Genomic DNA, 25,046 nt, shown 5'->3' with positions numbered 1-25,046 from the left:
ATCCCACTCTGCAGCGGCACATACTGAGAGTATGTAAAGGGGTCTCGGGCTGAGCTCAGAGAGGTGAGGGTCATGTCCGGGGCAACAGCTGCACGGCGTTTGGTGAGGACCGCGCTGGCATGGGGGGTCGCCGGACTGCTGGCGATGTTCAGCGGCGGACTCGTGCTCGCCTTCGAGGGCACCGCACAGGCCGATCCGGTCTGCGTGCCGTCGGCGGCCTGGACCGAGACGGTCGTCGTCTCGGAGGCAGTGCCGGCGACTTCCGACTCGTGGACGGCTTGGGCCGGCGCGGGCGACGAGGTGCGCACCGAGGAGAAGCAAGCGCCAGGCGAGGACACCGACACGGTGCGCTACGTGTACGTCGGCGAGACCGAGGTCGAGGTCGTCGAGGAGGCCGTCGAGGAGGCCTGGGCCAACTTCGCCCCCAACAACCAGCAGGGGACGTTCATCGGCCCTCCCGTCGCCCCGACGCAGAACGACGACGGCACGTGGAACACCGACACCGATGAGCGGGGCACCTGGAACATGCACAAGACGCTGCCCGGAGGTCACGAGGACGAGCCCGACGGCGTGTACGCGCAGGGCGACCCCAGCAAGGGCGGCAACTGGTTCTACAAGCGTTCCGCCAAGGACGCCGTGACCGACGTGGACCACCTGTGGCAGAAGCAGACCCGCGAGCTGGTGCCGGGCACGCCCGAGGTGCCTGCCGTGACGAAGCAGGTCCAGCACCCGGCCGTGGAGTGCCCCACTCCCACGGACCCGCCGACCACCGCAGCGCCGACCGAGACGCCGGCCACGACCGCGCCGCCCGAGGTGCTGCCGTCGACGGCGACCGCGACACCCGAGCCGACGGACCAGCCGACTGCCCAGCCTGTCGAGGAGGGACAGGAGGTCGATGAGCCCGAGGTCCTGCCCGCCGAGGCGTCCGCGCCCCTGAAGGCGCCACAGCCCCAGAAGGCGCAGCAGCCCGCGCAGGTGCCGCAGGTGGTCGCAGCCGGGTACGCCGGATGGACCGACGCGGAGCTCCTGGGTGCGGCGCTGGTGGGAGGTGGGCTGGCGATGCTGGTCTCCTCCGGGACCGTCCTCGTCGTCGCCCGCCGCGAATGAGTGGGTGGAGGTGGAACGGTGCGCCTCCCGGACATGGTCGGCGTCGCCCGCAAGTGGATGCTTGCGGGCGGCGTCGCCCTGCTCGTCGGGCTCGCACTGGTCTCGCCCCGCCTGGCAGACGAGCCTGCGGATCCGGCCATCGACCACTCGTTGACCCTCCCGGCCCCCGTCACGACGACCGGTGCCGATGCCGCCGCAGACGTCCCGAGCGGTCCCGACCCAGCCCGGGGAAGGCCTGCGCGGGTGAGCATCCCGGGGATCGGGGTCGACGCGTCCGTCGAAGGAATCGGGCTCGGTGAGGGAGGGCTGCTGGTGCCGCCCGCTGATCAACGACGGGTCGGCTGGTGGAACGGCGGGGCGGAGCCCGGCAGTCCGCGTGGGGCCGTCGTGCTGGCCGGACACACGGTGCGGCTCGGTGACGGGGTGTTCGACGACCTCCCTGCTCTCCATGAGGGCGACCGGGTCGAGGTCACGACCGAACGCGGTGTGGTCACCTACCGCGTGGACGAGGTGGCGGCGCTCGACAAGGAGGAGCTCGCCCAGGTGTCCACGCGGCTCATCAGCCGTACGGGAACGGCCCGGCTGGTGCTGATCACCTGTGGCGACTACGCCCATGGCGAGTACCACGGCAACGTCGTGGTGACGGCCCTCCCCGAACCCGGCCGGGCGCGGGAGTAACGTCCCCGTCATGGAGTGCCCCGGACCGGCATCGGTCGTCTTCGACAAGAGCCTGACGGAGTACGACTTCGGGCCCAGCCACCCGATGTCGCCGCTGCGGGTCGACCTGACGATGCGACTGGCCGAGGAGCTGGGGGTGCTCGACGGGCTCACCGTCGTGCCTGCCCCCGTCGCCACCCGCGAACAGATCGCGACGGTCCACGACGAGGCCCTGATAGACGCGGTGACCAAGGCCGGTACGACACCGGGCTGGGTCGACCTCGAGCGCGGCCTCGGGACCGACGACGACCCGGTCTTCAAGGACATGCACCTGGCCTCCGCCCACGTCGTGGGTGCCAGCATCGAGGCGTTCCGGCAGGTCTGGAGCGGCGAGTCCCTGCACAGCGCGAACGTCTCCGGCGGCCTCCACCACGCCATGCGCGACCGCGCCAGCGGCTTCTGCATCTACAACGACATCGCGGTGGGGATCCAGTCGCTTCTCGACGCCGGCGCCGAGCGCATCGCCTACGTCGACGTCGACGTCCACCACGGCGACGGCGTCGAACGCATCTTCTGGGACGACCCACGCGTGCTCACGATCTCCCTGCACGAGACCGGGCAGATGCTTTTCCCGGGCACCGGCTTCCCGGCTGACCACGGTGGGGTGGGAGCCGAGGGCTTCGCGGTCAACGTCGCCCTCCCGCCCGGCACCGGCGACGGCGGCTGGCTGCGCGCCTTCCACGCCGTCGTGCCCCCTCTCCTGCGCGACTTCGCGCCCGAGGTGCTGGTCACCCAGCACGGGTGCGACTCCCACATGGACGACCCCCTGGCCCACATGATGCTCAGCGTCGACGGCCAGCGGGCCGCCTACCTCGCCCTGCACGAGCTCGCCCACGAGGTGTCGGACGGACGCTGGGTCGCCACCGGCGGAGGCGGTTACGCCGTGGTCGAGGTGGTGCCGCGGGCGTGGACCCACCTGCTCGCGATCGTGTCGGGGCAGCCGCTCGACCCGGCGACCCCGACCCCGCCGGGGTGGCGGGCCCACATCTCCGAGCTGCTCGGTCGCACGGCTCCCCAGCGGATGACCGACGGCCGCACGCCTGCCTATCGCGACTGGGGCGAGGGCTACGACCCGGAGACGTGGCTCGACCGATCGATCCACGCCACCCGGATGGCGATCTTCCCGCTGCACGGCCTCGATCCGCTCCCCTGAGCACGCTCCAGCGCGACGGGACCCAAGTAAAATTCAACGCGACACGCCGCGAGTCCCACAAGTTTCTCTAGTTTTCCTCTTCCCCACAGGTCACGCTAGCCCTATTCTCACGACAAGTGGCGCGCCTGTGACGCCGGCGGGGAAGCCGGCGCCGTGCCACGAGAAGGATCGGTGCAAGATCATGGCTGCGAACACCCCCGGTGATGTCTCCGACTCCCAGTTCCTGACGATCGCGGAAGTCGCAGCGAAGATGCGGGTCTCCAAGATGACCGTCTACCGCCTCGTCCACGGTGGTGACCTCCCCGCCGTGCGCGTCGGTCGCTCCTTCCGGGTCACCGAGGACGACGTCAACGAGTACCTCCGGAACAGCTTCTACAACGCGGGCTGATTCTCGACCCCCGCGGACTCGATTCCACGCGATCCCGTCGGGCCGATAGGCTGTCGTAGTCGTGTCGAGGAGTCTTCGGCACGTCACGCACGGCCACCGGCCGGGCGTGCCGCACGTACTCCACCGAACTAGAGGGTCATTTCGTGGGTTCTGTCATCAAGAAGCGCCGCAAGCGCATGGCGAAGAAGAAGCACCGCAAGCTGCTCAAGAAGACGCGCGTCCAGCGCCGCAAGCTCGGCAAGTAGTCAGGCCCCCTTCGCATGGGACGGGTCGTGCTCGTGACGGGGATCTCCCGTGACATCGGCCGGCGCTTCGCGCGCGCCGCGGCCGGCGACCCGTCCATCGACAGGGTGATCGGCGTCGACGTCGTCCCACCGCGGGGCGACATCGACAACGTCTCGTTCGTCCGCGCAGACATTCGCAACCCCGTGATCGCGAAGGTCATCGCCAAGGAGGACGTCGACACCGTCGTCCACATGAGCGTCATCGCGACCCCTGGCTCCGCCGGTGGTCGCGGCACCATGAAGGAGCTCAACGTCATCGGGACGATGCAGCTCCTGGCGGCCTGCCAGAAGGCTCCCGGTCTCGAGCGCCTGGTCGTGAAGTCCACCACCACCGTCTACGGCGCGGGTCCCCGCGATCCCGCGATGTTCACCGAGGACATGGGCCCCAAGCGGGTGCCGTCCTCGGGCTATGCCAAGGACGTCTTCGAGGTGGAGGCCTACGTGCGCGGGTTCGCCCGCCGCCGCCCCGACGTCGAGGTCACCACGATCCGGGCGGCGAACGTGATCGGCCCCCACGTGGTCAGCCCGATCACCAGCTACTTCCGTCTCCCGGTGATCCCGAGGGTCCTCGGCTACGACCCGCGCCTGCAGTTCCTCCACGAGGACGACCTCCTCGAGGTGTTGCGCCGCGCCGCCGTGAACGGCCCCGCCGGCACCTTCAACGTGGCCGGCGACGGGGTGCTGACGTTGAGCCAGGCCGTACGCCGCCTCGGTCGTCCGTCGACGTCCCTGCCCTCCTTCGCCGTGGGCCGCCTCGGGTCGACGTTGAGGCAGGCTCGTGTGTCCGACTTCTCGCCCGAGCAGCTCAGCTTCCTGACCTACGGACGTGGTGTGGACACGACGCGGATGCGCACCGAGCTCGGGTTCGAGCCGAGGTTCACGACCGCCAGCGCGTTCGCCGACTTCTGCAGGTCGATGGGCGCTGGACCGGTGCCGGCACCCGAGCCGAGCCCACAGCCCGCAACCTCAGGAGGCCAGAGTGTCTGACGCCGAGGTCATCCCGATCGGCACCCGTGGCCGCCCGGGCCGCGGTAGCGGCCGAGCACGCCCCTCCGCAGCCGCGCGCAACCTCGCCGGCGACCGAGTGAAGCCTGCCGCCTCGTCAGGCGCGAAGAAGGCAGCAGCTGCCCCGAACTCAGCCAAGAAGGCAGCGGCGAAGAAGGCCGCGCCGAACAAGGCGGAGAAGAGGCCGGCACGCAAGTCGACACCCAAGAAGCCGATGCCGGCGAGGTCCGAGGCCCAGGGACCCACGCCGGGCCGACCCCGGGCAGCCGCAGCCTCGTCCACGACCGCGCACGACCGTCACCCGCTGGGGGACATCCCGGTCACCGAGTGGCTCGCCGCCCTGCATGGGGCCGGCCTGGAGGTCTTCGGCGAGGACTGGGAGCGCAAGCTGGCCGAGCTCATGGCCTTCTGGCGTCGCCGGCTCGAGGGCGACTACGTGGTCGACGAGTACGGCTTCGACCGAGAGCTCACCGACCGCTTCCTCATGGCCGCACTGCGACCCATCTCGGAGAAGTGGTTCCGCGTCGAGGTCCGTGGCATCGAGAACATCCCCGCGGAGGGTGGCGCACTCGTGGTGTCCAACCACTCGGGCACGGTTCCCGTCGACGGCCTGATGACGATGCTCGCCGTGCACGACCGGGCCGACCGCTTCCTGCGTCCTCTCGGTGCCGACCTGGTGTTCCGACTCCCGTTCGTCAGTTCACTCGCCCGCAAGAGCGGCGCCACCCTCGCGTGCACCGAGGACGCCGAGCGCATGCTCTCCCGCGGTGAGCTGGTGGGAGTCTGGCCCGAGGGGTTCAAGGGGATCGGCAAGCCCTTCAGCGAGCGCTACAAGCTGCAGCGGTTCGGCCGGGGAGGGTTCGTGTCGGCGGCGCTGCGGACCGGTGTCCCGATCGTGCCGCTGTCCGTCGTCGGCGCCGAGGAGATCTACCCGCTCGTGGGCAACGTCCCCTCGCTCGCGCGACTGCTCGGGCTCCCTTACCTCCCGATCACCCCGTTCTTCCCGCTCCTCGGCCCCCTGGGGATGATCCCGCTCCCCTCGAAGTGGCTCATGGAGTTCGGAGAGCCGATCCGCACCGACGCCTACACCCCGGCGGAGGCCGAGGACCCGATGCTGGTCTTCAACGTCACCGACCAGGTCCGCGAGACCATCCAGCACACGCTCTACGACCTGCTGCGGCAGCGCGAGAGCGTCTTCGGCTGAGGGTTCGCGCTACCGCCCTGCCATCCATCTCCTGCATTTCCACTCGCACGAGTGGAATTTCATCGGAGCTCCACGCTCAGGGTGCGCCAGGAGGCCTGAACTTCCACTCGCACGAGTGGAACTTCATCGGGGGACAACTGCCGGCGCCGGTAGCAGCCGAGGTACGACGGCCGGGGAGGTACGACGACCCCGAGTCAGGGGAGCGGGCTGTCCGGCAGGGAAGTGTCCGGCAGGACCTCCTCGGTGAGCCCGCCACCTGAAGGCTGGCCTCCACCGTTGAGGTAGTCGAGCCACCTGGTGACGTCGTTGATGGTTCCCTCGGTGACCTCGCCGACACCACCGACCGAGCCGGTGACGCCGTTGGTGAGCTCCTCGACCGCGCCGGTGGTGCCGTCAGTGATGGTCTCGCCGGTCCCCTTCAGCGTCTCCTCGGTGCCCTTGAGCGTCTCCTCGACCTTGCCCGTGGTCCCGGCCAGGACCTCACCGGGCGTCTTGGTGCCGGTCGGGGAGGGCGTCGGGCTCAGGGGCAGGGGGAGAGTGGGGGCCTCACCGTCGGTCGGCTCCTCGACGGGAGGTACGACGAGCTCAGGAACCACGATCCCGTCGATCTCCTGACCGACTCCGGTCGTGCCCGGGAGGGTCCTCGTGGGGCGGACGGCGCCGAGGCCGAGGTCGTCGGTGGACGACACCTGCGAGAGTCCGCCACTGCACACCGGGCAGGCGTTGGCGGCCCGCACGTCGAGATCGAGGAGCACCTCAGCGGCTGCGGACAGTGCATCGGTGGTGTCGGTGGGCAGCGCCTCCTCGAGCGCGCCCAGCCGACTCATGCTCGAGACGTTGAAGTCGTGGACCTCTTCGACCAGGTTGCGGTCGTCGGTCTCGGCGTAGGCCTGGAGCAAGAGCTCGCCGCCCTCGTCCGCCTGATCGGTGAACGACTCGAGCGTGTCGGCTGCCAACGTCGCCATACGGGCGTCGTCGTCCTCGGCCGAGAGGGCCTCGAGCTCGGTGAGCCGGTCGGCCGCGTTGGCGAGCTGCGCGCGCCCGCGGTCGGGACCGGAGACGAGCTGGAGCTGCGCAGACTCGATGCCGCGCTTGACCGGGTAGAGCGACTCGCCCGGCAGAGCGGTCTGGGCGGCGACGGCGACCGTGGCCGTCGCGCCCACCAGGGCGGCACCGCCGAGCAGCACCGAGAATCGGCGCTGGCGCCGGGGGGACCGGAGCGGGGTTGGCGCGCGTGCATCCCGGGCGGGGTCGCTGGCCGGGACGAGCGCGGTGTCGGCGGCTGCCATCAGCTGCTCACGCAGGTCGCCGACGAACTCAGGCCTGGCGGTGACCTCGGGGACGGCCCGGAGGTCCTCGACGACGGCCAGGAGGGCCGCGAAGTCGCGGGCGTCGCGCTCGGTCAGGGGAGTGTGGTCGCTCCTCGAGACGAGTGCCTCGAAATCGTCGGCGCGCCGTCGGGCCGAGAAGGCGGGTGTCATCGCGAGCGTCCTGTCTGGTGCGGGTGGAGTCCTCCCACCAAGAGGAACGAGCGGACCCCTCGTGGGGTTACGCGGCAAGTGGCCCTCATCAGTCGCGGACCCCCTCGGGGAGCAGCTTGGCGAGGTTGCGCACCCCGCGCAGCTGCAGCTGCTTGACGGCACCGTCGCTGCGCTGCAGCACCTTGGCGGTCTCGGCGATGCTCATGCCCTGGAGGAACCGCATGACCAGGCAGTCGCGCTGCTCGGTCGGCAGCTCGGTGAGGGCCTGCAGCAGCACCTCGTTGGTGAGTCCGGCGAGGACGGCGCCCTCGGGCCCCACCTCGGTGCCGTCATGAGGCGTCATGTCCTCGGTGGTCATCTCCAGGCGGGTGCGGCCTGCCTTGAAGTGGTCGGTCGTGAGGTTGCGTGCGATGGTCATCAGCCACGCCCCGAAGTCACGGCCCTGCCACCTGAAGCTGTCCATGCTGCGCAGCGCGCGGAAGAAGGTGTCCGACGTCAGGTCCTCGGCCAGGGTCGCCGAGCGGGTGCGGTAGTAGAGGAACCGGTAGACCGACGGCTGGTAGTGGTCGTAGAGGAGCCCGAAGGCCTCCTTGTCACCGGCGCGCGCCAGCTCGACCAGGGCGATGAGTCGCTCGCGCTCGGCCGCGTCGACCTCCGACGACGCGGCCTGGTCGTGGTCGCCGAAGGAGCCGCGGGGGCCAGATCCTGACGCCGGGGCTCCGGAGGAGACCGTCATCAGGGCCAGGTCGGGGCCGACCAGGGCCTGCGCCACGGCACGGCGCAGCGCGTCGAGCCCGCACTCCACCCTGGTCCGTCCCACCATGGCTACCAGAGTAGGTCAGGAATGGCGGTAGTGCCCCCTGATGCCTGCCCCGGCCGCGACCGCGCCCGATGCGGCCCCGGCGACGGCCGCCGCGACCAGGCCCGCGCGTGCCGCCTTGCGACCGGTCCGGTAGTCGCGGATGCGCCACCCGTGGGCCTTCGCGTAGGACCGCAGCCGGGAGTCCGGGTTGATCGCGCAGGGGTCGCCCACCAGGGAGAGCATCGGCAGGTCGTTGCTCGAGTCCGAGTAGGCGGAGCAGCGGTCCAGGTCGAGCCCTTCGCGCTCGGCGAGGGCGCGCACGGCCTCCGCCTTGGCGGGGCCGTGGAGGAGGTCGCCGACGAGGCGGCCGGTGTAGACGCCGTTCTCGTGCTCGGCGACGGTGCCCAGCGCTCCGGTGAGCCCGAGCCGGCGGGCGATGATGCTGGCGATCTCGATGGGCGCGGCGGTGACGAGCCACACCCGCTGCCCCTCGTCGAGGTGCATCTGGGCCAGCGCGCGGGTGCCGGGCCAGATGCGGTGGGCCATGCCCTCGTCGAAGATCTCCTCGACCAGTGACTCGAGCTCGCTGACGTGCTGCCCGGCGATGAAGGAGAGCGCCGAGTTGCGGGCCTCGGCGACGTGCTCGGGGTCCTCCACCCCGATCACCCGGAAGTAGGCCTGCTTCCACGCGGCGCCGAGGATGTCCCGCGTGGTGAAGAACTTGCGGCGGTAGAGCCCGCGGGCCAGGTGGAAGATGCTCGCGCCCTGCATCACGGTGTTGTCGACGTCGAAGAACGCCCCGGCCGTGGGGTCGGCGGGCTGGCTCAGCGCCGTCTCGACCTCAGCGGCGGCCGCGGCCGCCTCCCCCGCGAGGGCCGAACGCTGCTGCAGGTTGAGCCGTCTCGGTCGCTCTGCACGGGTCACGGGGTTCAGGGTAGTGCGCGAGCGGGAGCGTGGGCAGGTTCGCCTGTGCGCGGCGCGCGCCTGTGGAAGGATCGCGACATGGAGCGGACCGACATCTCCGTGCTCGTGACCGAGGCCGCGCTCGATGTTCCCGAGCGCCGGGCCCTGGTCGAGAGCAGCGGCCGGGCCCTGACCTGGGCCGAGCTCGAGGACCAGGTCGCGCGCATCTCCACCGGCCTGGGAGCCCTCGGGCTGCTCGCCGGTCACCGGGTCATGATCGTCTTGGGGAATCGCATCGAGTTCGTCACGACCTACCTCGGCGTGCTGAGGGCCCAGGCCGTCGCGGTGCCGGTCAATCCGCGCTCGACGTCCGACGAGCTGTCCCGCATGATCGCCGACTCGGGGAGCCGGCTCGTCGTCGTGGACGCCGCGGCAGCGGATGTCGTACGACGCGCACTCGCCGACCTCGGGAGCGCGGACGCCCCGAGGGTCGCCGTCGTGGACGGCCCGACGCAGGGGGACGAGCTGGCCTTCGAGGCGCTGCTGGCCGACGTCGCCCGGGCGGTGCCGCCACTGCCCGACGGGGAGAAGCTCGCGGCGCTGCTCTACACCAGCGGCACGTCCGGGCGTCCCCGCGCAGCCATGCTCAGCCATCGGGCCCTGCTGGCCAACATCGAGCAGGTCGCATCGGTGGAGCCACCGATGATGCACGGCGACGACGTCGTTCTCGGTGCACTGCCCCTCTTCCACGTCTACGGCCTCAACGCGGTCCTCGGAGGGGTCCTCCGCCACCGCGCCCGACTGCTCCTGGTCGACCGCTGGGACCCGCAGGCGGCGCTCGACCTGATCGATGACGAGGCGTGCAGCGTGCTCCCCCTGGCGCCGCCGGTCTTCGCCCACTGGCTCCCCGACGAGCACCTCAAGGAGCGCCTCGGTCCCGTGCGGCTGGTGCTCTCGGGATCGGCCCCGCTGGCGGCCGAGGTGATCCGTTCCTTCACCGACATCACCGGGATCCCGGTCCACCAGGGCTACGGCCTGACAGAGGCCTCACCCGTGGTCACCAGCACGCTGTGCAGCCGGTCCGCGCCGAGTGAGGACGACAAGCTGCTCGCGTCGGTCGGGGCGGCCCTTCCCGGTGTCGAGCTGAGGCTGGTCGACGAGTCGGGTGCGGTCATCACCGACGAGGACCCCGGCCGGATCCAGGTCCGCGGCGACAACCTCTTCAGCGGCTACTGGCCCGACGGCGCCGACGGTCCCGACGCGGAAGGCTGGTGGTCGACGGGGGACGTCGGGTTCCTCGACGCCGGCGGCGACCTGTTCCTGGTCGACCGGGTCAAGGAGCTGGTCATCGTCAGCGGCTTCAACGTCTACCCCACCGAGGTCGAGGACGTCCTCCGTGAGGTCGACGGGGTCGAGGAGGCTGCGGTGATCGGCGTGCCGGACGAGATGACGGGCGAGGCGGTGGTGGCCTACGTCGTCTCGGACTCCCTCGACCCCGCCGCAGTAGTCGAGGCCGTCGAGGAGCACATCAGCACGCGGCTCGCGCGGTTCAAGCGGCCCACGCGCATCGAGGTCGTCGACGAGCTGCCCGTCACGGTGACGGGCAAGGTGCAGAAGGGCCGGCTGCGCGGCATGGAGCGGCGCCGTCACCTTGGGCTCCTCGAGTGAGCCGATGACCTCCAGGATCACGCTCTACTCGCGACCGGGCTGTCACCTGTGCGACGACGCCCGCACCGTGATCGAGCGCGTGTGCGCCGAGACGGGGGAGTCGTTCGTCGAGGTCGACATCGACGCTGACGAGGACCTGATCGACCGCTTCGGCGAGGAGATCCCGGTGACGTTCGTCGACGGCAGGCAGCACGACTTCTGGCGCGTGGACGAGACGAGACTCAAGGAGGCGCTGCGCAGATGATCACCCCCAGCGAGGCCGAGGCCTACCTCGGCGTGGACGAGGCGACGTACCCCCTCGAGGCCGTGCGGCCGGCTCCTGCGCGGGTGCTCGAGGTGGGTGCGGGTCCCGGGCTCGGCACCCTGCGCATCGCCGAGGCCTTCCCGCAGGCCACCGTGGTGGCCCTCGAGCCCGACGACCCGGCCCGGAGCGCGCTCGCGTGGCGTCTCGCGGGCGCCCCGGAGCTGCAGGCCAGGGTCTCGGTCCTGCCGTTGAGCATCTTCGAGGTCGACTTCCTCGGCACGTTCGACTTGGTGGTCGCCCGCCACCTGCTGTGCCGCACGCCGCCCGACGCACGGGGCGCCGTGCTGATGAGGCTGTCGCGGCGCATGGGCTACGACGGCTCCACGATCATCGACGACTGCTTCGGCGCCGAGACCGACGCCAGCGAGCCCCGCCGGCTGGTGGCGGAGCGACGCATCGGCGACTTCACCTGCTCACACTGGTCCACGGCCGAGAACTCCGGTCGGGGCGAGCGGACCGTGGTGGACGAGTACACCCTCACGGACCGACGCGGCGACGTCGTCCAGCAGGCCCAGCACCAACGGGTCGAGTGGGTGACCGACCGAGACTTCCTGCTCGGGTCCATCCGGGCTGCCGGCATGGCGCCCACCGCGATCGCGGAGGGGTGGATGCGCCTCAGCACCCCCTAGGGCGCTCGCCGAGGCAACCCCCGGCGGGGTGCTGCTTCTCACATGTGCTAGCCGCAGACCGGACTCGTTTTGTTCTCCCGTTCACAAACTCCTACAGTGACCGGGTCATGGCGACCTGACCAGGCCCTCCGGAAATCCGATCCACCGGGCCGGTTCGACGTGGCTGGAGAGAAGACGCATGACCGCACGGAACCCCGATGCCGCCCGGGACATCCCCGAGGCGACCGTCGCGCGGCTGCCCGTCTACCTGCGTGCCCTCACGACGCTGGCAGACGCGGGCACCGCGACCTGCTCCAGCGAGGAGCTCGCGGCTGCTGCTGGCGTCAACAGCGCCAAGCTGCGCAAGGACCTCTCCTACCTCGGCAGCTACGGCACCCGCGGCGTCGGCTACGACGTCGAGTACCTCACCTACCAGATCGCCCGCGAGATCGGCGTCACCCAGGACTGGCCCGTGGTCATCGTGGGGATCGGCAACCTCGGTCACGCGCTCGCCAACTACTCCGGCTTCCGCAGCCGTGGCTTCCGTGTCGTGGCCCTGCTCGACGCCGACCCGAGGCGCCACGACGAGCTCGTCGCCGGCATCGAGGTGCGTCCCTTCGACGAGCTCGAGCACATCGTGGTCGAGAGCGGCGTCGCGATCGGCGTCATCGCCACTCCCGCGGTCGCGGCCCAGGCGGTGGCGGACAGGATGGTCGCCGCCGGCATCACGAGCATCCTCAACTTCGCCCCCGGCGTGATCTCCGTGCCCGACGGCGTCGACGTGCGCAAGGTCGACCTCTCCATCGAGCTGCAGATCCTGGCCTACCACGAGCAGCGCAAGGCCGCCGGAGCCGACGCCCGGGAGGTCGTGCGATGAGCGTCCTGGTCGTGGGCATCTCCCACCGGTCGGCGCCGGTCGCGGTGCTGGAGCGCCTCGCCCTCGACAGGGACGCCGTCGTCAAGCTGCTCGGCGAGGTCGTCGAGGGCACCCACGTCACCGAGGCGACCGCGATCGCGACCTGCAACCGGCTCGAGGTCTACGCAGACGTCGACCGCTTCCACGACACCGTCGACGAGGTCTCCCGCCTGCTCACGGTGCGAGCGCAGGCGGGCAGCGAGGAGCTGTTGCCCCACCTCTACGTCCACTACGACGAGGGCGCGGTCGCCCACCTGTTCAACGTCGCCGCCGGCCTCGACTCGATGGTGCTCGGCGAGGGCCAGATCTTGGGCCAGACGCGTGAGGCCCTGCGTCTGGGGCAGGAGACCGGCACCGTCGGCCCTGCGCTCAACGTGCTGTTCCAGCAGGCGCTGCGCGTCGGCAAGCGCTCCCGCGCCGAGACCGACATCGACCGTGCGGCTCCCTCTCTGGTGAGCACAGCCCTCGAGCGCTCGGCGGTCCCTGTCGACGGGGCACGGGTCGTCGTGCTCGGCGCAGGCGCCATGGCCTCGCTCGCGGTCGCGACCGTCTCCCGGCGCGGCGCCCGCGACATCGTCGTCCTCAACCGCACCTCGTCCAACGCCGTCCGCCTCGCCGAGGAGTACGACGCCCGCTCGGCGCCGCTCTCCGAGCTCTCGGCCGAGCTCCGGTCGGCCGACCTGGTGGTGGCCTGCACCGGCGCGGCCGGGGTGCTCATCACCCAGGAGGCGCTCGCCGCCGCACGCACCGGGGTGTCCCGGCCGCTCTCGGTGATCGACCTGGCCCTGCCCCACGACGTCGACCCCACGGTCGTCGACCTGCCCGGAGTGGAGCTCATCGGCCTGGCCGGGCTCGCCCAGGAGCTGCGCGACACGGCCGCAGCCAGCGGTGTCGAGGACGTCCGCGACATCGTGGCGCAGGAGATCGCGGCGTTCCTGGCGGTGCGTCGCCAGGCCGCGGTCACCCCCACCGTGGTGGCGCTGCGCTCGATGGCGACGTCGGTCGTCGACGCCGAGATGTCCCGCCTGGCAGCTCGCCTGCCAGACCTGGACGAGGCGACACGGGCCGAGGTGCTCCACACCGTCCGCAGGGTCGCCGACAAGCTGCTCCACGAGCCGACCGTCCGGGTCAAGGAGCTCGCCGGCGAGGAAGGCGCGGTCTCCTACGCCACCGCCCTCGCAGACCTCTTCCGCCTCGACCCAGAGGCGGTCGAGGCAGTGACCAGGGCGGAGGGACCCCAGTGACCGTAGCCACGAGCACGCTGCGCCTGGGCACCCGGGCCTCCGAGCTGGCCACGACCCAGTCCGGGCACGTCGCCGACATGATCCGCGAGCTCGGCCGCGAGGTCGAGCTGGTGGAGATCAGCACCGAGGGCGACACGAGCACCGCCCCGCTCACGACGTTCGGCGGCACCGGCATCTTCGTCAGCGCCCTGCGCGATGCCCTGCTCCGGGGCGACTGTGACCTGGCGGTGCACTCCCTCAAGGACATCCCGACCTACCCCCACGAAGGCATCACGCTGGCGGCCACGCCGCCCCGGGAGGACGCCCGCGACGTCCTCGTCGCCCGTGACGGCCTCACGCTGGGCGAGCTGCCACCGGGCAGCCGAGTCGGCACCGGCTCCCCGCGTCGCGTCAGCCAGCTGGCGGCGCTGGGCCTGGGCCTCGACCTGGTCGACATCCGCGGCAACGTCGACTCGCGCATCCGCAAGCTCAGGGCCGGCGACTACGACGCCATCGTGCTGGCCCGCGCAGGCCTGGCCCGCCTGGGCAGGCTCGACGAGGCGACCGAGGTGCTCGACCCGATCCAGGTGCTGCCCGCTCCCGGGCAGGGCGCGCTCGCGATCGAGTGCCGCTCCGAGGACGCCGAGCTCGTCGCCTTGCTGGGCTCTCTCGACCACGGCCCGACCCGAGCGGCCGTGACTGCCGAGCGAGCGGTGCTGGCAGCACTCGAGGCCGGCTGCTCGGCGCCCCTGGGCACCCTCGCCGAGGTGGTCGAGGGGGACGACGGCGACGAGCTCTGGATCCGCGCCGCCGCGCTCTCGCTCGACGGCGCCCTCTCCGTGCGCAAGAGCGCAACCGGCCCGGTCGACCAGGCCGAGGCCATCGGACTCCGCCTCGCGAGCGAGATGCTCGACGACGGAGCAGCAGACCTGATTCCACCCACCCCGCAAGCACCACCAGTGAGGAAGCAGCAGGCATGACGCGAGCACAGGACAGCGCCACCACCAGCAGGACCGCCACGCTCCCCGGTTGGGTGTCGTTCGTCGGGAGCGGACCGGGCGACCCCGGGCTCCTCACCGTGCGCGCCGTCGAGCTGCTCCGCAGTGCCGAGGTCGTCGTGACCGAGGTCCCCGAGCACGTCGAGCTCGTCCGGACCGTCCTCGGCCTCACCGAGGACAGCGAGTCCGGCCCGCAGTTCGTCGACGGCGGCTTCGGCGAGGACGGCCAGCCGCTGACGCACGCCGCGCGCGGGCGCGTCGTCGTACGCCACGGCAAGAAGCAGCGCGTCGTGCGGCTGATGACCGGCGACCCGTTCCTCTACGCCTCGGGTCCCGAGGAGGCCCAGGCCTGCGTCAAGGCCGGGGTCGGTTTCGAGATCGTGCCCGGCGTCTCGTCGGTCAGCGCTGTCCCGGCCTACGCCGGCATCCCGCTCACCACGAAGGCCCACCGGGAGATGGCCGTGGTGACCTGCGGCGAGAAGGTCGACTGGAGCCTCTACGCCGACGACCGCACGCTGGTCCTGCTCTCCGGGGTCGGCACCATCACCGAGTGCGCCAAGGCCCTGATCGCCGCCGGTCGTTCGGCCGAGACGCCGGTGGCGGTGACCCGCGTCGGCACGACCACCGACCAGGACACCCTCATCTCGACGCTGGGCGAGGTCGGCGCGGCCGTCCGCGCGGCCCGCACCCAGCCGCCTGCGATCATCGTGATCGGCGATGTCGTCGACCTGCGCCAGACCCTGTCGTGGTTCGAGACCAAGCCGCTCTTCGGGTGGCGGGTGCTCGTCCCGCGCACCAAGGACCAGGCCGGCGCGCTCTCACGCAGCCTGCGCGAGTACGGCGCCGTCCCCGACGAGGTCCCGACCATCTCCGTCGAGCCCCCGCGCAACCCCCTCCAGATGGACAAGGCCGTCCGCGGCCTCGTGGAGGGACGCTACGAGTGGATCGCCTTCACCTCCGTCAACGCCGTCAAGGCGGTGCGCGAGAAGTTCGAGGAGTACGGCCTCGACGCGCGCGCGTTCTCCGGGCTCAAGATCGCCGCGGTCGGCGACAAGACGGCCGAGGCGATCGCCGCCTGGGGCCTGCGGGCCGACCTCGTGCCGACCGGTGAGCAGTCCGCGGCCGGCCTGCTCGCCGAGTGGCCGCCGTACGACGAGGTGCTCGACCCGATCAACCGCGTCTTCCTGCCTCGAGCCGACATCGCCACCGAGAACCTCGTCGCCGGGCTCGTCGACCTCGGCTGGGAGTGCGACGACGTCACGGCCTACCGCACCGTGCGGGCCACGCCGCCGCCGGCGCCGACCCGCGACGCCATCAAGACCGGCAAGTTCGACGCGGTGGTCTTCACCTCCTCCTCGACCGTGCGCAACCTGGTCGGCATCGCCGGCAAGCCGCACCCCTCGACGGTCATCGCGGTGATCGGGCCTGCCACGGCCAAGACCGCCGAGGAGCACGGCCTGCGGGTCGACGTCCTGGCCCCGAAGCCCGACATCGACGTCCTGGTCGACGCCCTCGCCGACTTCGGTGCCGCCCGCCGCCTGGCGATGATCGAGGCGGGGGAGGCCGTGACCCGGCCGAGCCAGCGCACCCCTGCCGGTCGCCGGAAGATCCGAGCCAAGTGAGCGTCGGGCAGTGAGCGAGGACCAGAACCAGGCGGTCACCACCCCCACGCTGCGGCCGCGACGGCTCCGTCGTACCCCCGCGCTGCGGCGGATGGTCGCCGAGACCTCCCTGGAGGCGCGCCAGCTCGTGCTGCCGCTCTTCGTCAGGGAGGGGCTGGACGAGCCGCGTCCCATCTCGTCCATGCCCGGCGTCGTCCAGCACTCCCGCGACAGCCTGCGGCGTGCCGTCGCCGAGGCCGCCGAGCTCGGCCTGGGCGGGGTGATGCTCTTCGGCATCCCCCTCGAGAAGGACGCCGTCGGCTCGGGCGGCATCGACCCTGCCGGGGTCCTCAACCTCGCCATCACCGACGTGGTCGCCGAGGTCGGCGACCAGCTCACGGTGATGAGCGACCTGTGCCTCGACGAGTTCACCGACCACGGCCACTGCGGGCTGCTGACCCCGGACGGGGAGGTCGACAACGACAAGACCCTCGCCGCCTACGCCCAGATGGCCCTGGCCCAGGCCGAGGCGGGCGTCGACATGGTCGGGCCCAGCGGGATGATGGACGGCCAGGTGCGGGTCATCCGCGAAGCGCTCGACGCCGCCGAGCACAGCGGGGTCTCGATCCTCGCCTACTCCGCCAAGTACGCCTCCGCCTTCTTCGGTCCCTTCCGCGAGGCGGTGGACTCCTCGCTCGAGGGTGACCGCCGCACCTACCAGCAGGACCCCGCCAACGGCGCCGAGGGCGTCCGCGAGGCCCTCCTCGACGTCGCCGAGGGGGCCGACATCGTCATGGTGAAGCCCGCGCTCGCCTACCTCGACGTCGTACGCCGCGTGCGTGACGCCGTCGACGTCCCGGTCGCGGCCTACAACATCTCCGGCGAGTACGCCATGGTCGAGGCGGCCGCTGCCAACGGCTGGATCGACCGCGAGGCGGCGATCCTGGAGACGTTGACGTCGATCCGGCGCGCCGGCGCCGACGTCGTCCTCACCTACTGGGCCGCCGAGGCCGCCCGCCTCCTCGCTCGCTGAGCCCTCCGTCGCGATCACCGGCTACCCGGTGACTGACACGGTTCCTGCCCGTTGCAACGGTCGATATCCCGAGGAACCACCGGGTAGCCGGTGACTCCGACGGGCGGGGACTGGGACCCTAGGGGTTCATCAGGCCGTCGATGCAGACGCTGAGCTCGTTGACCGACGTGAGCGGGTTGTCGACCACACCCTGGGCGAGACACCTGGCCTGGGCCTCCAGCTGGGTGAGCGGCTGCGGGATGGTGGCCGTGGGCAGCGGCGGCAGAGTCGTGGACGGCAGGAGCGTGGGCAGCGTCGTCGACGGGAGGGTCGTCGGGACCGAGGGAGAGCTGGTGGGCTCGGGTGTGCGCGTGGCGGTGGGGGATGAGGTCGGCGTCTGTGTGGGCGTGGCGGTGGGCGTCGCCGTGGGCTTCGCCGTCGGGGTGGGAGTCGGCTTGGTGGTCTTGGTCCCCTTGCCACCTTCCTTGCCGCCTCCCTTGGAGCCGGAGCCGCCGCCCTTGACCTTGGCGGGGCCGCCCTTGCCGCCACCAGTGCGGACGGGCTCGGGAAGCAGCTGACCGGCGGCCGTGGGCACCGAGCTGAAGTCGCCGTCCATGTAGGCCCGCATGAACGCCAGCACCAGCTCGACGTAGTCGTTGGAGTGGTTGTAGCGGTAGACCGAGGCGCGCTGCCCCTGCTCGGCGGAGAGGTCGTCCTCTCCCGAGCAGAGGTAGACGGCGGCGGCCAGCGCCGAGTCGTCGATGTCCTGGGGGTTGCGCCGGCCGTCGTTGTCGCCGTCGACGCCCACGACGGCCCAGGTCGAGGGGATGAACTGCATCGGGCCGACGGCCCGGTCGAAGCGGGTGTCGTCGTCGTACTGGCCGGCGTCGGTGTCGGTGATGCGCTGGGTCCCGCGCTGGCCCTTGAGGGGCACGCCGTAGATCCCCGGGCGGGCGACCCCGTTGGTGTCGAGCTCGTTGCCCCCGAAGCGCCCGTGGTCGGACTCGACGCGACCGATCGCCGCGATCAGCTCCCACGGCACGCGGCAGCCCGGGTCGGCCTCGTTGATGACGGCCTGCGCGCGCTGGTAGGCGGCGAGCGCGGCCTGCGGGATGCCGCTGGCGTCGGTGCCCGTGGGCAGCCCCACACGGCCGTTGGCCGGTCGGGAGACGCTGGCCGGGGCCTCGACCGCCTCTGCCGGCAGGCTGGTGCCGTCGGGGAGGGTGCCGCCGCGGTCGTCGTCGGCACTGGCCGTGGTCGTCCCCACCCCGGCGAGGCTGACGGTCCAGGCGGCCGAGATGAGGGCAAGCGGGACGATGGCAGTGGCGCGGTGAGCGTGAGCCATGAGCGGCATGTGATGGTCTCCCCAGGGTGGTCTACCTACACACAACGAATGTTTTCACAGTTGGTCACGCGGTGAAACCTCTCCCGCGGGGGCGGATTGGGTGCGCTTGGGCGGCTACGCGACAATGAGGCGGTGAAACCCGTGTCCACCGAGCAGAGCGCGGCCCTCTTCGAGCGGGCGCGGACCGTGACGCCGGGAGGCGTCAACTCCCCGGTGCGCGCCTTCGCGGCGGTCGGGGGCACGCCCCGGTTCATGCGCTCGGCGAGCGGGGCCTGGCTGACCGACGTCGACGGCCACGACTACGTCGACCTCGTCTGCTCGTGGGGGCCGATGCTGCTGGGCCACGCACATCCCGAGGTCCAGGCGGCCATCGCCGCGGCGATCGCGCGCGGGACGTCGTACGGCACCCCCACCGAGCCCGAGGTCGAGCTCGCCGAGGAGATCGTCTCCAGGACCCCGGCCGAGCAGGTGCGCTTCGTCTCCTCCGGCACCGAGGCGACGATGTCCGCGATACGGCTGGCGCGCGGGTTCACCGGGCGCGACGTCGTGGTGAAGTTCGCCGGCTGCTACCACGGTCACGTCGACTCGCTGCTGGCCAGCGCGGGTTCCGGCGTCGCCACCCTTCGCGGCTCGCAGGCCCACACGCCGGGACGACCTCTGTCGGTCCCTGGCACCGCCGGCGTCCCCGCCGGGAGCGCGGCCGAGACCATCGTGCTGCCCTACAACGACCGCGATGCGGTGACCGAGGCGTTCGCCCAGTACGGCACCCGCATCGCCTGCCTGGTGACCGAGGCGGTCCCCGGCAACATGGGCGTCGTCCCGCCGGCACCGGGCTTCAACTCCTTCCTCGCGCAGACGTGCCGCGAGCACGGCGCGCTCTTCATCAGCGACGAGGTCATGACCGGGTTCCGCGCCACCCGCGAGGGCGGCTGGGGCCTCGACGGCGCCATCGAGGGCTGGGTGCCCGACCTGATGACCTTCGGCAAGGTGATGGGCGGCGGCTTCCCGGCGGCAGCCTTCGGCGGTCGCTCCGACGTCATGGCGCACCTCGCGCCCGAGGGCCCCGTCTACCAGGCCGGCACCCTCTCGGGGAACCCGATCGCCACCACCGCCGGGCTGGCGACGCTGCAGCTGGCCACCGACGAGGTCTACGAGCGCCTCGACGCCACCGCCGCCACCATCCGTTCCGCAGTCGCGGAGGCTCTCACCGCGGCCGGGGTGCCCCACGTCGTGCAGCACGCGGGCACGATGTTCTCGGTGTTCTTCCGCGAGGGAGCTGTCCGCGACTACTCCGAGGCAGGGGCCCAGGACACCGCGACCTACGCCGCGTTCTTCCACTCGATGCTCGACCAGGGCGTCTACCTGCCGCCGTCGGCCTTCGAGTGCTGGTTCGTGTCGGCTGCCCACGACGACCGCGCGGTGTCTGCGATCCTCGACGCCCTGCCCTCTGCCGCCACGGCGGCCGCGACCGCCCGCACCACAGGAGCCTGACCATGTCGCAGACCGAGACCATCGTGCACCTGCTGCGCCACGGTGAGGTGCACAACCCCCAAGGCGTTCTCTACGGTCGCCGCGACGGCTTCCACCTCTCCGACCTCGGCAACAAGATGGCCCAGCGGGTCGCCGCCGAGGTCGGTGACCGCGAGATCGTCCACATGCGCAGCTCCCCGCTGGAGCGTGCCCAGGAGACCGCCGCGCCGCTGGCCGAGGCCCGCGGGCTCAGTCCGGTGCTCGACCCCCGCGTGCTCGAGTCGAGCAACGTCTTCGAGGGTCTGAGCTTCGGCGAGGGCGCTTGGACGATCGTCAAGCGGCCCCACCTGTGGCACCACCTGCGCAACCCGCTGAAGCCGTCGTGGGGGGAGCCCTACGACGAGATCGCCGCGCGCATGATGGCCGCCGTCCACGACGCGCGCGAGGCAGCCGAGGGCGCCGAGGCCGTGATCGTGTCGCACCAGCTGCCCATCTGGACCACGCGGCTCTTCCTCGAGAAGCGCAGCTACCTCCACCACCCCAAGACCCGCCAGTGCACCCTGTGCTCGCTCACCTCGATCGTGTTCGAGGGCGACCGCGTCAAGCAGGTGCGCTACTCCGAGCCCGCCGGTGACCTGATCCCGGTGGGAGACCGCTCCGCGCCGTTCTCGGCCGGGGGAGCGGCCGAGGAGGAGCGGCCCTGATCATGTCCATCCCCACGGGCCTGCGGGCCCTCGTCGTTGCCGCCTGCCTGCTCGCGCTGGTGGGGTGCAGCGATCTCTCGGGGACCGGGAGCCAGGGCTACCTCACCGGTGACGGTGTCCCCAGGGAGATCGCAGTGGCCGACCGCGGCGACCCGGTGGAGCTCGAGGGCGAGGACCTCGAGGGCGCCGCTGTCGACCTGGCCGACCTGCGCGGCAAGCCCGTCGTCGTGAACGCCTGGGCGTCGTGGTGCCCGCCGTGCCGCGTCGAGCAGCCCGAGCTCAACGAGGCGGCCGAGGAGCTCGGGGACCAGGTGACCTTCCTCGGCATCAACATCCGTGACCCCGACGTCGCGCCGGCACAGGCCTACGTCCGCAGCTACGACGTGCCCTACAGCTCGATCCACTCGCCCGACGGCCAGGCCCTGCTGCCGTTCTCGATCCCGCCCCGTTCGATCCCGAGCACGATCGTGCTCGACGCGCAGGGTCGCATCGCGGCGACGATCATGGGTCGGGTGCCGAGCAAGCTGACGCTGACCTCGATCGTCGAGACGGTGCTCTCCGAAGGTGGCACCGGTGAGTGAGTGGTTCCAGGAGACCGCGCTCTCCGGGTCGCTCGTCCTCGCGCTGCCCGTCGCCCTCGTCGCCGGCCTCGTGTCCTTCTTCAGCCCCTGCGTCATCCCGCTCCTGCCCGGCTACCTCTCCTACGCCACCGGCCTCTCGGGCGCCGACCTGGCCGAGGGTGAGTTCTCGGCGGGCCAGCGCGGACGGATGGTGCTGGGTGCGAGCCTGTTCGTGCTCGGCTTCTCGACCGTCTTCGTGCTCCTCGGCCTCGCCACCGGGCAGGTCGGCTCCTGGCTGGTGACCCACCAGCGCGAGCTCAACGTCGTGCTCGGTGTGCTGGCCGTGCTGCTGGGGCTCGCCTTCATGGGCGCGCTGCCCGTGCTGCAGCGCGACTGGCGGGTGCACGCGGTGCCGTCCGTCGGGCTCGCGGCCGCACCGGTGCTGGGCTTCCTCTTCGGGGTCGGCTGGACGCCCTGCATCGGCCCGACCCTGGCCGTCATCACCAGCCTCTCCATCAACGAGGGCACCGCCGCCCGCGGCGCCCTGCTCTCGGGCGTCTACGCGCTGGGGCTCGGGCTGCCGTTCATCCTCGCCGCGCTCGCCTACCGCCGCGCGCTCTCCGCCTTTGCCGTCATCCGCCGCCACCAGAAGTGGGTGATGCGGGCCGGCGGCCTGATGCTGGTCGCGGTGGGCGTGCTCCTGCTCACGGGCTGGTGGGACGTCATGGTGCAGTGGATCCAGGTCCAGCTGGTCAGCGAGTTCGAGGTGGCGGTGTGACCGGCGGCGAGGACCGGCAGGCGCCTGCTCTGCCCAGCGCGATGACAGCGCGCGAGCTCGCGCGCTGGGCGTGGCGCCAGCTCACGTCGATGCGCACGGCCCTCGTCCTGCTCCTGCTCCTCGCGCTGGCCGCCATCCCGGGCTCGGTGTTCCCCCAGGAGGACATCGACTCCCTCGCGGTCACGCAGTGGAAGGACGCCCACCCGAAGCTCACCCCCATCTGGGAGAGCCTCGACCTCTTCTCGGTCTACTCCTCGGTCTGGTTCTCGGCGATCTACATCCTGCTGATGGTCTCGCTGGTGGGCTGCATCATCCCGCGCACCGGCGTCTACTGGCGTGCCCTGCGAGCGCGCCCGCCCCGGGCCCCCCGTCACCTGTCCCGCCTCCCCGAGCACGCGTCGTACGACACCGAGGAGGCGCCCGAGGTCGTCCTCGAGCGAGCTGCGGCCGTCCTGAAGAAGCGTGGCTACCGGGTCGAGGCGAGTGACGGCGCCGTCGCCGCCGAGCGCGGCTACCTGCGGGAGGCCGGAAACCTGCTCTTCCACCTCGCCGTCCTCGTCGTCCTCGTCGGCTTCGCCGTGGGTGGGCTGTTCGGCTACAAGGGCGGCGTCATCCTGCTGGTGGGCAACGGCTTCTCCAACAACCTCACGCAGTACGACGACTTCGCCCCCGGGTCGCTGTTCGACCCCTCGACCATGGAGGACTTCCACTTCAGCGTCGACGAGTTCGACGTCACCTGGCTCACCGAGGGGCTCAGCGCCGGGCAGGCGCGCGACTTCAAGGCCCACCTGACCTACACCGAGACCCAGGGCGGCGAGACCAAGGAGCACGCCCTGCGCGTGAACCACCCGCTCACCATCGGCGGCACCGACGTGTTCCTGATCGGCCACGGCTACGCCCCCGTCATCACGATCCGCGACGGCGAGGGCGAGATCGCGACCGGCGGTCCCACCGTGTTCCTGCCCACTGACCAGTCGTTCGCCTCGTTCGGCGTCGTCAAGGCGCCTGATGCCTCCCCGAACCAGATCGGGCTCGAGGGCACCTTCTACCCGACGTTCGCGATGGGGCAGGACGAGGACGGCAACCTGACCATGCCCTACTCCGCCTGGGGCGACGCGCTCGACCCGCTGGTCTCCATGCTCGTCTACACCGGCGACCTCGGTCTCAACGACGGCTCCGCCTCGTCGGTCTACGTGCTCGACAAGGCCGATGCCGAGCCGGTGCTGAACGACGAGGGCCGCCCCCTGCGGCTGGACCTGCGTCCCGGTGACACGGTCGAGCTCCCCGACGACATGGGCTCGGTGACCTTCGAGGGGGTCGAGCGCTGGAACAAGATCCAGATCTCGCGCACCCCTGGCAAGTTCCTCGCCCTCGGCGGCGTCGTGCTGGCCCTGATCGGCCTGTTCGGCTCGCTGTTCGTGCGGCCTCGCCGGGTCTGGGTGCGTGCGCGCCGTGACCCCGAGGGCCGCACCCTGGTCGAGGCAGCGCGCCTCGACCGTTCCTCGGGTGCAGACCCGGAGACGGGCGCCGAGGAGATGGGTGCCATTCTCGATTCGCTGGGCCGTCCGGCCCGCGCAGCTGAAGGAGGAGCGTCGTGACCGACGCACAGTGGGAGATCCTGAGCTACCAGGCGGTCATCGCCGGTGCGGTGCTCTACTTCCTCGCCATGCTCGCCTACTTCGTGGAGTGGGCCGGGCTGCGCAAGGTCGCCCCTTCCGAGGCGGTCCCCGACCTCGTGGCCGCCGGAGTCGGTGGCACTGGCCGCGGCACCGCGGCGGAAGGGCCGGACGTCGACGATGAGCCGGGTCGCCGTACCCAGATGGCCGGGCGGCTCGGCCTCGTGCTCACCGCCTTCGGCGGTGCCGTCCACCTCGCATCGCTCGTCACCCGAGGCCTCGCGGCAGACCCCAACCGCGTGCCGTGGGGCAACATGTACGAGTTCACCCTGGCCGGGACGTTCATGGTCACCCTCACCTTCCTGCTGGTGGGGCTCAGGCGCGACGTCTCGTGGCTCGGCCCGATCGTGGTGCCGGTGGTGCTGGCCTCGCTGATGGCGGCGTTCCTGGGTCTCGACGACGCCGTGCTGCCGCTGCCAGACGCGCTCAACTCGCCCTGGCTGGTGATCCACGTGATCTCGGCGATCATCGCCACCGGCGTCTTCACGATCGGCGGCATCCTCTCGGTGCTCTACCTGCTCAAGGCGCGCTCGGACTCCAGTCGCGGCTACCTCGCGCGGGTGCCCGACCTCGCGCGGCTCGACCGGCTCTCCTACCAGCTGCACGCCTACGGGTTCCTCGTGTGGACCTTCGCCGTCCTCATCACCGGCCCCATCTGGGCCCACCAGGCCTGGGGCTCCTACTGGAACTGGGACCCCAAGGAGGTCTGGGCGTTCATCACCTGGGTCGTCTACGCGACCTACCTCCACGCCCGCGCGACCGTCGGGTGGCGGGGCAAGGGCGCAGCCTGGCTCGCGCTGGTCGGCCTGGCCACGCTGTGGTTCAACTTCATCGGGATCAACTTCTTCAGCAGCTCCAGCCAGCACTCCTACGCCGGCGCGGAGTCGTCCACCGTCACGACCTCAGTCGCTGCCGTCCCGCTGCTCGCGTCGGCGACGTCGCTCGAGCTCTCGCAGGAACTCCGGGTCGTCGTCAGGCCCGGTGACCCGGGGCGGGGGCTGGCGACGGCGGGGAGCGCCGCCGACGGCGCCGGGGCCGCGGCGGTCGAGCAGACGGACGACAACCCACACGACGAGCGCGATCGCGGCGACGGTGAGCAGGACCTTGAGCATGCTTCCAATGTAGTCGGTCGAGTCTAG

At 71.4% G+C, this 25,046-nt stretch carries 25 protein-coding genes; 21 read left to right on the top strand and 4 right to left on the bottom strand.

Annotated features, from left to right (window positions below; genetic code table 11):
* The first annotated feature begins 72 nt into the window (after window positions 1-72).
* The 7 genes from EXE58_RS19415 (at window position 73) to EXE58_RS05310 (ending at window position 5,858) form a co-directional block, all read left to right on the top strand.
* A complete protein-coding gene (locus EXE58_RS19415; protein ID WP_167288697.1) occupies window positions 73-1,107 on the top strand; it encodes a hypothetical protein in 1,035 nt (344 codons plus the stop codon).
* Window positions 1,108-1,125: 18 nt separating this feature from the next.
* The gene (locus EXE58_RS05335) at window positions 1,126-1,785 is read left to right on the top strand and encodes a class F sortase (RefSeq protein WP_135266903.1); all 660 of its coding nucleotides are present in this window, start codon (window positions 1,126-1,128) and stop codon (window positions 1,783-1,785) included.
* Window positions 1,786-1,795: 10 nt separating this feature from the next.
* The gene (locus tag EXE58_RS05330; RefSeq protein WP_135266902.1) at window positions 1,796-2,977 is read left to right on the top strand and encodes an acetoin utilization protein AcuC; all 1,182 of its coding nucleotides are present in this window, start codon (window positions 1,796-1,798) and stop codon (window positions 2,975-2,977) included.
* Window positions 2,978-3,158: 181 nt separating this feature from the next.
* Window positions 3,159-3,365 carry a helix-turn-helix domain-containing protein gene (locus EXE58_RS05325; RefSeq protein ID WP_135266901.1) on the top strand — a complete coding sequence of 69 codons (207 nt, stop codon included), beginning with the start codon at window positions 3,159-3,161 and terminating at the stop codon, window positions 3,363-3,365.
* Between the two features lie 143 nt (window positions 3,366-3,508).
* On the top strand, window positions 3,509-3,610 hold the full coding sequence (locus EXE58_RS05320; RefSeq protein WP_008356322.1) for a 30S ribosomal protein bS22: 102 nt from the start codon (window positions 3,509-3,511) through the stop codon (window positions 3,608-3,610).
* 15 nt (window positions 3,611-3,625) lie between these two features.
* On the top strand, window positions 3,626-4,636 hold the full coding sequence (locus EXE58_RS05315; RefSeq protein ID WP_135266900.1) for an SDR family oxidoreductase: 1,011 nt from the start codon (window positions 3,626-3,628) through the stop codon (window positions 4,634-4,636).
* The gene (locus EXE58_RS05310) at window positions 4,629-5,858 is read left to right on the top strand and encodes a lysophospholipid acyltransferase family protein (RefSeq protein WP_244242435.1); all 1,230 of its coding nucleotides are present in this window, start codon (window positions 4,629-4,631) and stop codon (window positions 5,856-5,858) included. The genes EXE58_RS05315 and EXE58_RS05310 overlap by 8 nt, the downstream gene beginning before the upstream one ends.
* 194 nt (window positions 5,859-6,052) lie before the next feature.
* Here the strand turns inward: EXE58_RS05310 and EXE58_RS05305 are convergent, their stop codons facing one another.
* From EXE58_RS05305 to EXE58_RS05295, 3 genes are all read right to left on the bottom strand, one after another.
* On the bottom strand, window positions 6,053-7,339 hold the full coding sequence (locus EXE58_RS05305) for a DUF5667 domain-containing protein (RefSeq protein ID WP_135266899.1): 1,287 nt from the start codon (window positions 7,337-7,339) through the stop codon (window positions 6,053-6,055).
* A gap of 88 nt (window positions 7,340-7,427) precedes the next feature.
* On the bottom strand, window positions 7,428-8,162 hold the full coding sequence (locus EXE58_RS05300) for a sigma-70 family RNA polymerase sigma factor (RefSeq protein WP_135266898.1): 735 nt from the start codon (window positions 8,160-8,162) through the stop codon (window positions 7,428-7,430).
* Between the two features lie 15 nt (window positions 8,163-8,177).
* Window positions 8,178-9,065 (bottom strand): HAD family hydrolase, encoded by an 888-nt coding sequence (locus tag EXE58_RS05295; protein ID WP_208544136.1) that lies wholly within the window; start codon window positions 9,063-9,065, stop codon window positions 8,178-8,180.
* A 78-nt stretch (window positions 9,066-9,143) separates the two neighbouring features.
* On the opposite strand from EXE58_RS05295, the gene EXE58_RS05290 reads away from it, so the two are divergent.
* The 8 genes from EXE58_RS05290 (at window position 9,144) to hemB (ending at window position 17,395) form a co-directional block, all read left to right on the top strand.
* On the top strand, window positions 9,144-10,712 hold the full coding sequence (locus tag EXE58_RS05290; RefSeq protein ID WP_135266897.1) for a class I adenylate-forming enzyme family protein: 1,569 nt from the start codon (window positions 9,144-9,146) through the stop codon (window positions 10,710-10,712).
* Window positions 10,713-10,716: 4 nt separating this feature from the next.
* Window positions 10,717-10,956 (top strand): glutaredoxin family protein, encoded by a 240-nt coding sequence (locus EXE58_RS05285; RefSeq protein ID WP_135266896.1) that lies wholly within the window; start codon window positions 10,717-10,719, stop codon window positions 10,954-10,956.
* The gene (locus EXE58_RS05280) at window positions 10,953-11,645 is read left to right on the top strand and encodes a class I SAM-dependent methyltransferase (RefSeq protein ID WP_135266895.1); all 693 of its coding nucleotides are present in this window, start codon (window positions 10,953-10,955) and stop codon (window positions 11,643-11,645) included. Before EXE58_RS05285 ends, EXE58_RS05280 begins: the two co-directional genes overlap by 4 nt.
* 178 nt (window positions 11,646-11,823) lie before the next feature.
* The gene (locus EXE58_RS05275; protein ID WP_135266894.1) at window positions 11,824-12,501 is read left to right on the top strand and encodes a redox-sensing transcriptional repressor Rex; all 678 of its coding nucleotides are present in this window, start codon (window positions 11,824-11,826) and stop codon (window positions 12,499-12,501) included.
* A complete protein-coding gene (locus EXE58_RS05270; protein ID WP_135266893.1) occupies window positions 12,498-13,784 on the top strand; it encodes a glutamyl-tRNA reductase in 1,287 nt (428 codons plus the stop codon). Before EXE58_RS05275 ends, EXE58_RS05270 begins: the two co-directional genes overlap by 4 nt.
* On the top strand, window positions 13,781-14,743 hold the full coding sequence (hemC, locus tag EXE58_RS05265) for a hydroxymethylbilane synthase (protein ID WP_244242434.1): 963 nt from the start codon (window positions 13,781-13,783) through the stop codon (window positions 14,741-14,743). Before EXE58_RS05270 ends, hemC begins: the two co-directional genes overlap by 4 nt.
* Window positions 14,740-16,383 (top strand): bifunctional uroporphyrinogen-III C-methyltransferase/uroporphyrinogen-III synthase, encoded by a 1,644-nt coding sequence (locus EXE58_RS05260; protein ID WP_135266892.1) that lies wholly within the window; start codon window positions 14,740-14,742, stop codon window positions 16,381-16,383. The genes hemC and EXE58_RS05260 overlap by 4 nt, the downstream gene beginning before the upstream one ends.
* 10 nt (window positions 16,384-16,393) lie before the next feature.
* A complete protein-coding gene (gene hemB, locus EXE58_RS05255; RefSeq protein ID WP_135266891.1) occupies window positions 16,394-17,395 on the top strand; it encodes a porphobilinogen synthase in 1,002 nt (333 codons plus the stop codon).
* Window positions 17,396-17,513: 118 nt separating this feature from the next.
* Here the strand turns inward: hemB and EXE58_RS20285 are convergent, their stop codons facing one another.
* Entirely contained in the window at window positions 17,514-18,719 is a 1,206-nt protein-coding gene (locus tag EXE58_RS20285) for a lytic transglycosylase domain-containing protein (protein WP_135266890.1), read from the bottom strand.
* Window positions 18,720-18,851: 132 nt separating this feature from the next.
* Here EXE58_RS20285 and hemL point away from each other — a divergent pair, with 132 nt between their 5' ends.
* The 6 genes from hemL to ccsB are packed head-to-tail and all read left to right on the top strand — an operon-like array spanning window position 18,852 to window position 25,046.
* Complete coding sequence (hemL, locus tag EXE58_RS05245; protein ID WP_208544135.1) at window positions 18,852-20,210, top strand: glutamate-1-semialdehyde 2,1-aminomutase; 1,359 nt, start codon at window positions 18,852-18,854, stop codon at window positions 20,208-20,210.
* Between the two features lie 2 nt (window positions 20,211-20,212).
* On the top strand, window positions 20,213-20,893 hold the full coding sequence (locus tag EXE58_RS05240) for a histidine phosphatase family protein (RefSeq protein ID WP_135266889.1): 681 nt from the start codon (window positions 20,213-20,215) through the stop codon (window positions 20,891-20,893).
* 2 nt (window positions 20,894-20,895) lie between these two features.
* The gene (locus EXE58_RS05235) at window positions 20,896-21,474 is read left to right on the top strand and encodes a TlpA family protein disulfide reductase (RefSeq protein ID WP_135266888.1); all 579 of its coding nucleotides are present in this window, start codon (window positions 20,896-20,898) and stop codon (window positions 21,472-21,474) included.
* A complete protein-coding gene (locus EXE58_RS05230) occupies window positions 21,467-22,231 on the top strand; it encodes a cytochrome c biogenesis CcdA family protein (protein WP_135266887.1) in 765 nt (254 codons plus the stop codon). The genes EXE58_RS05235 and EXE58_RS05230 overlap by 8 nt, the downstream gene beginning before the upstream one ends.
* Window positions 22,228-23,829, top strand: coding sequence for a cytochrome c biogenesis protein ResB (resB, locus tag EXE58_RS05225; protein ID WP_244242433.1), 1,602 nt, complete (start codon window positions 22,228-22,230; stop codon window positions 23,827-23,829). Before EXE58_RS05230 ends, resB begins: the two co-directional genes overlap by 4 nt.
* Window positions 23,826-25,046, top strand: a complete 1,221-nt coding sequence (gene ccsB, locus EXE58_RS05220; protein WP_208544134.1) for a c-type cytochrome biogenesis protein CcsB — start codon at window positions 23,826-23,828, stop codon at window positions 25,044-25,046. The genes resB and ccsB overlap by 4 nt, the downstream gene beginning before the upstream one ends.

The organism is Nocardioides seonyuensis (assembly GCF_004683965.1).
GTDB lineage: Bacteria > Actinomycetota > Actinomycetes > Propionibacteriales > Nocardioidaceae > Nocardioides > Nocardioides seonyuensis.
This window is presented reverse-complemented; position numbering and strand designations above follow the sequence as displayed.

Excerpts from the sequence above, each read along its gene's own strand:
- EXE58_RS19415 (WP_167288697.1), top strand. The coding sequence starts at position 73 with ATGTCCGGGGCAACAGCTGCACGGCGTTTGGTGAGGACCGCGCTGGCA.
- EXE58_RS05330 (WP_135266902.1), top strand. The coding sequence starts at position 1,796 with ATGGAGTGCCCCGGACCGGCATCGGTCGTCTTCGACAAGAGCCTGACG.
- EXE58_RS05325 (WP_135266901.1), top strand. The coding sequence starts at position 3,159 with ATGGCTGCGAACACCCCCGGTGATGTCTCCGACTCCCAGTTCCTGACG.
- EXE58_RS05315 (WP_135266900.1), top strand. The coding sequence starts at position 3,626 with ATGGGACGGGTCGTGCTCGTGACGGGGATCTCCCGTGACATCGGCCGG.
- EXE58_RS05305 (WP_135266899.1), bottom strand. The coding sequence starts at position 7,339 with ATGACACCCGCCTTCTCGGCCCGACGGCGCGCCGACGATTTCGAGGCA.
- EXE58_RS05300 (WP_135266898.1), bottom strand. The coding sequence starts at position 8,162 with ATGGTGGGACGGACCAGGGTGGAGTGCGGGCTCGACGCGCTGCGCCGT.
- EXE58_RS05290 (WP_135266897.1), top strand. The coding sequence starts at position 9,144 with ATGGAGCGGACCGACATCTCCGTGCTCGTGACCGAGGCCGCGCTCGAT.
- EXE58_RS05285 (WP_135266896.1), top strand. The coding sequence starts at position 10,717 with ATGACCTCCAGGATCACGCTCTACTCGCGACCGGGCTGTCACCTGTGC.
- EXE58_RS05280 (WP_135266895.1), top strand. The coding sequence starts at position 10,953 with ATGATCACCCCCAGCGAGGCCGAGGCCTACCTCGGCGTGGACGAGGCG.
- EXE58_RS05275 (WP_135266894.1), top strand. The coding sequence starts at position 11,824 with ATGACCGCACGGAACCCCGATGCCGCCCGGGACATCCCCGAGGCGACC.
- EXE58_RS05270 (WP_135266893.1), top strand. The coding sequence starts at position 12,498 with ATGAGCGTCCTGGTCGTGGGCATCTCCCACCGGTCGGCGCCGGTCGCG.
- EXE58_RS05260 (WP_135266892.1), top strand. The coding sequence starts at position 14,740 with ATGACGCGAGCACAGGACAGCGCCACCACCAGCAGGACCGCCACGCTC.
- EXE58_RS20285 (WP_135266890.1), bottom strand. The coding sequence starts at position 18,719 with ATGGCTCACGCTCACCGCGCCACTGCCATCGTCCCGCTTGCCCTCATC.
- EXE58_RS05240 (WP_135266889.1), top strand. The coding sequence starts at position 20,213 with ATGTCGCAGACCGAGACCATCGTGCACCTGCTGCGCCACGGTGAGGTG.
- EXE58_RS05235 (WP_135266888.1), top strand. The coding sequence starts at position 20,896 with ATGTCCATCCCCACGGGCCTGCGGGCCCTCGTCGTTGCCGCCTGCCTG.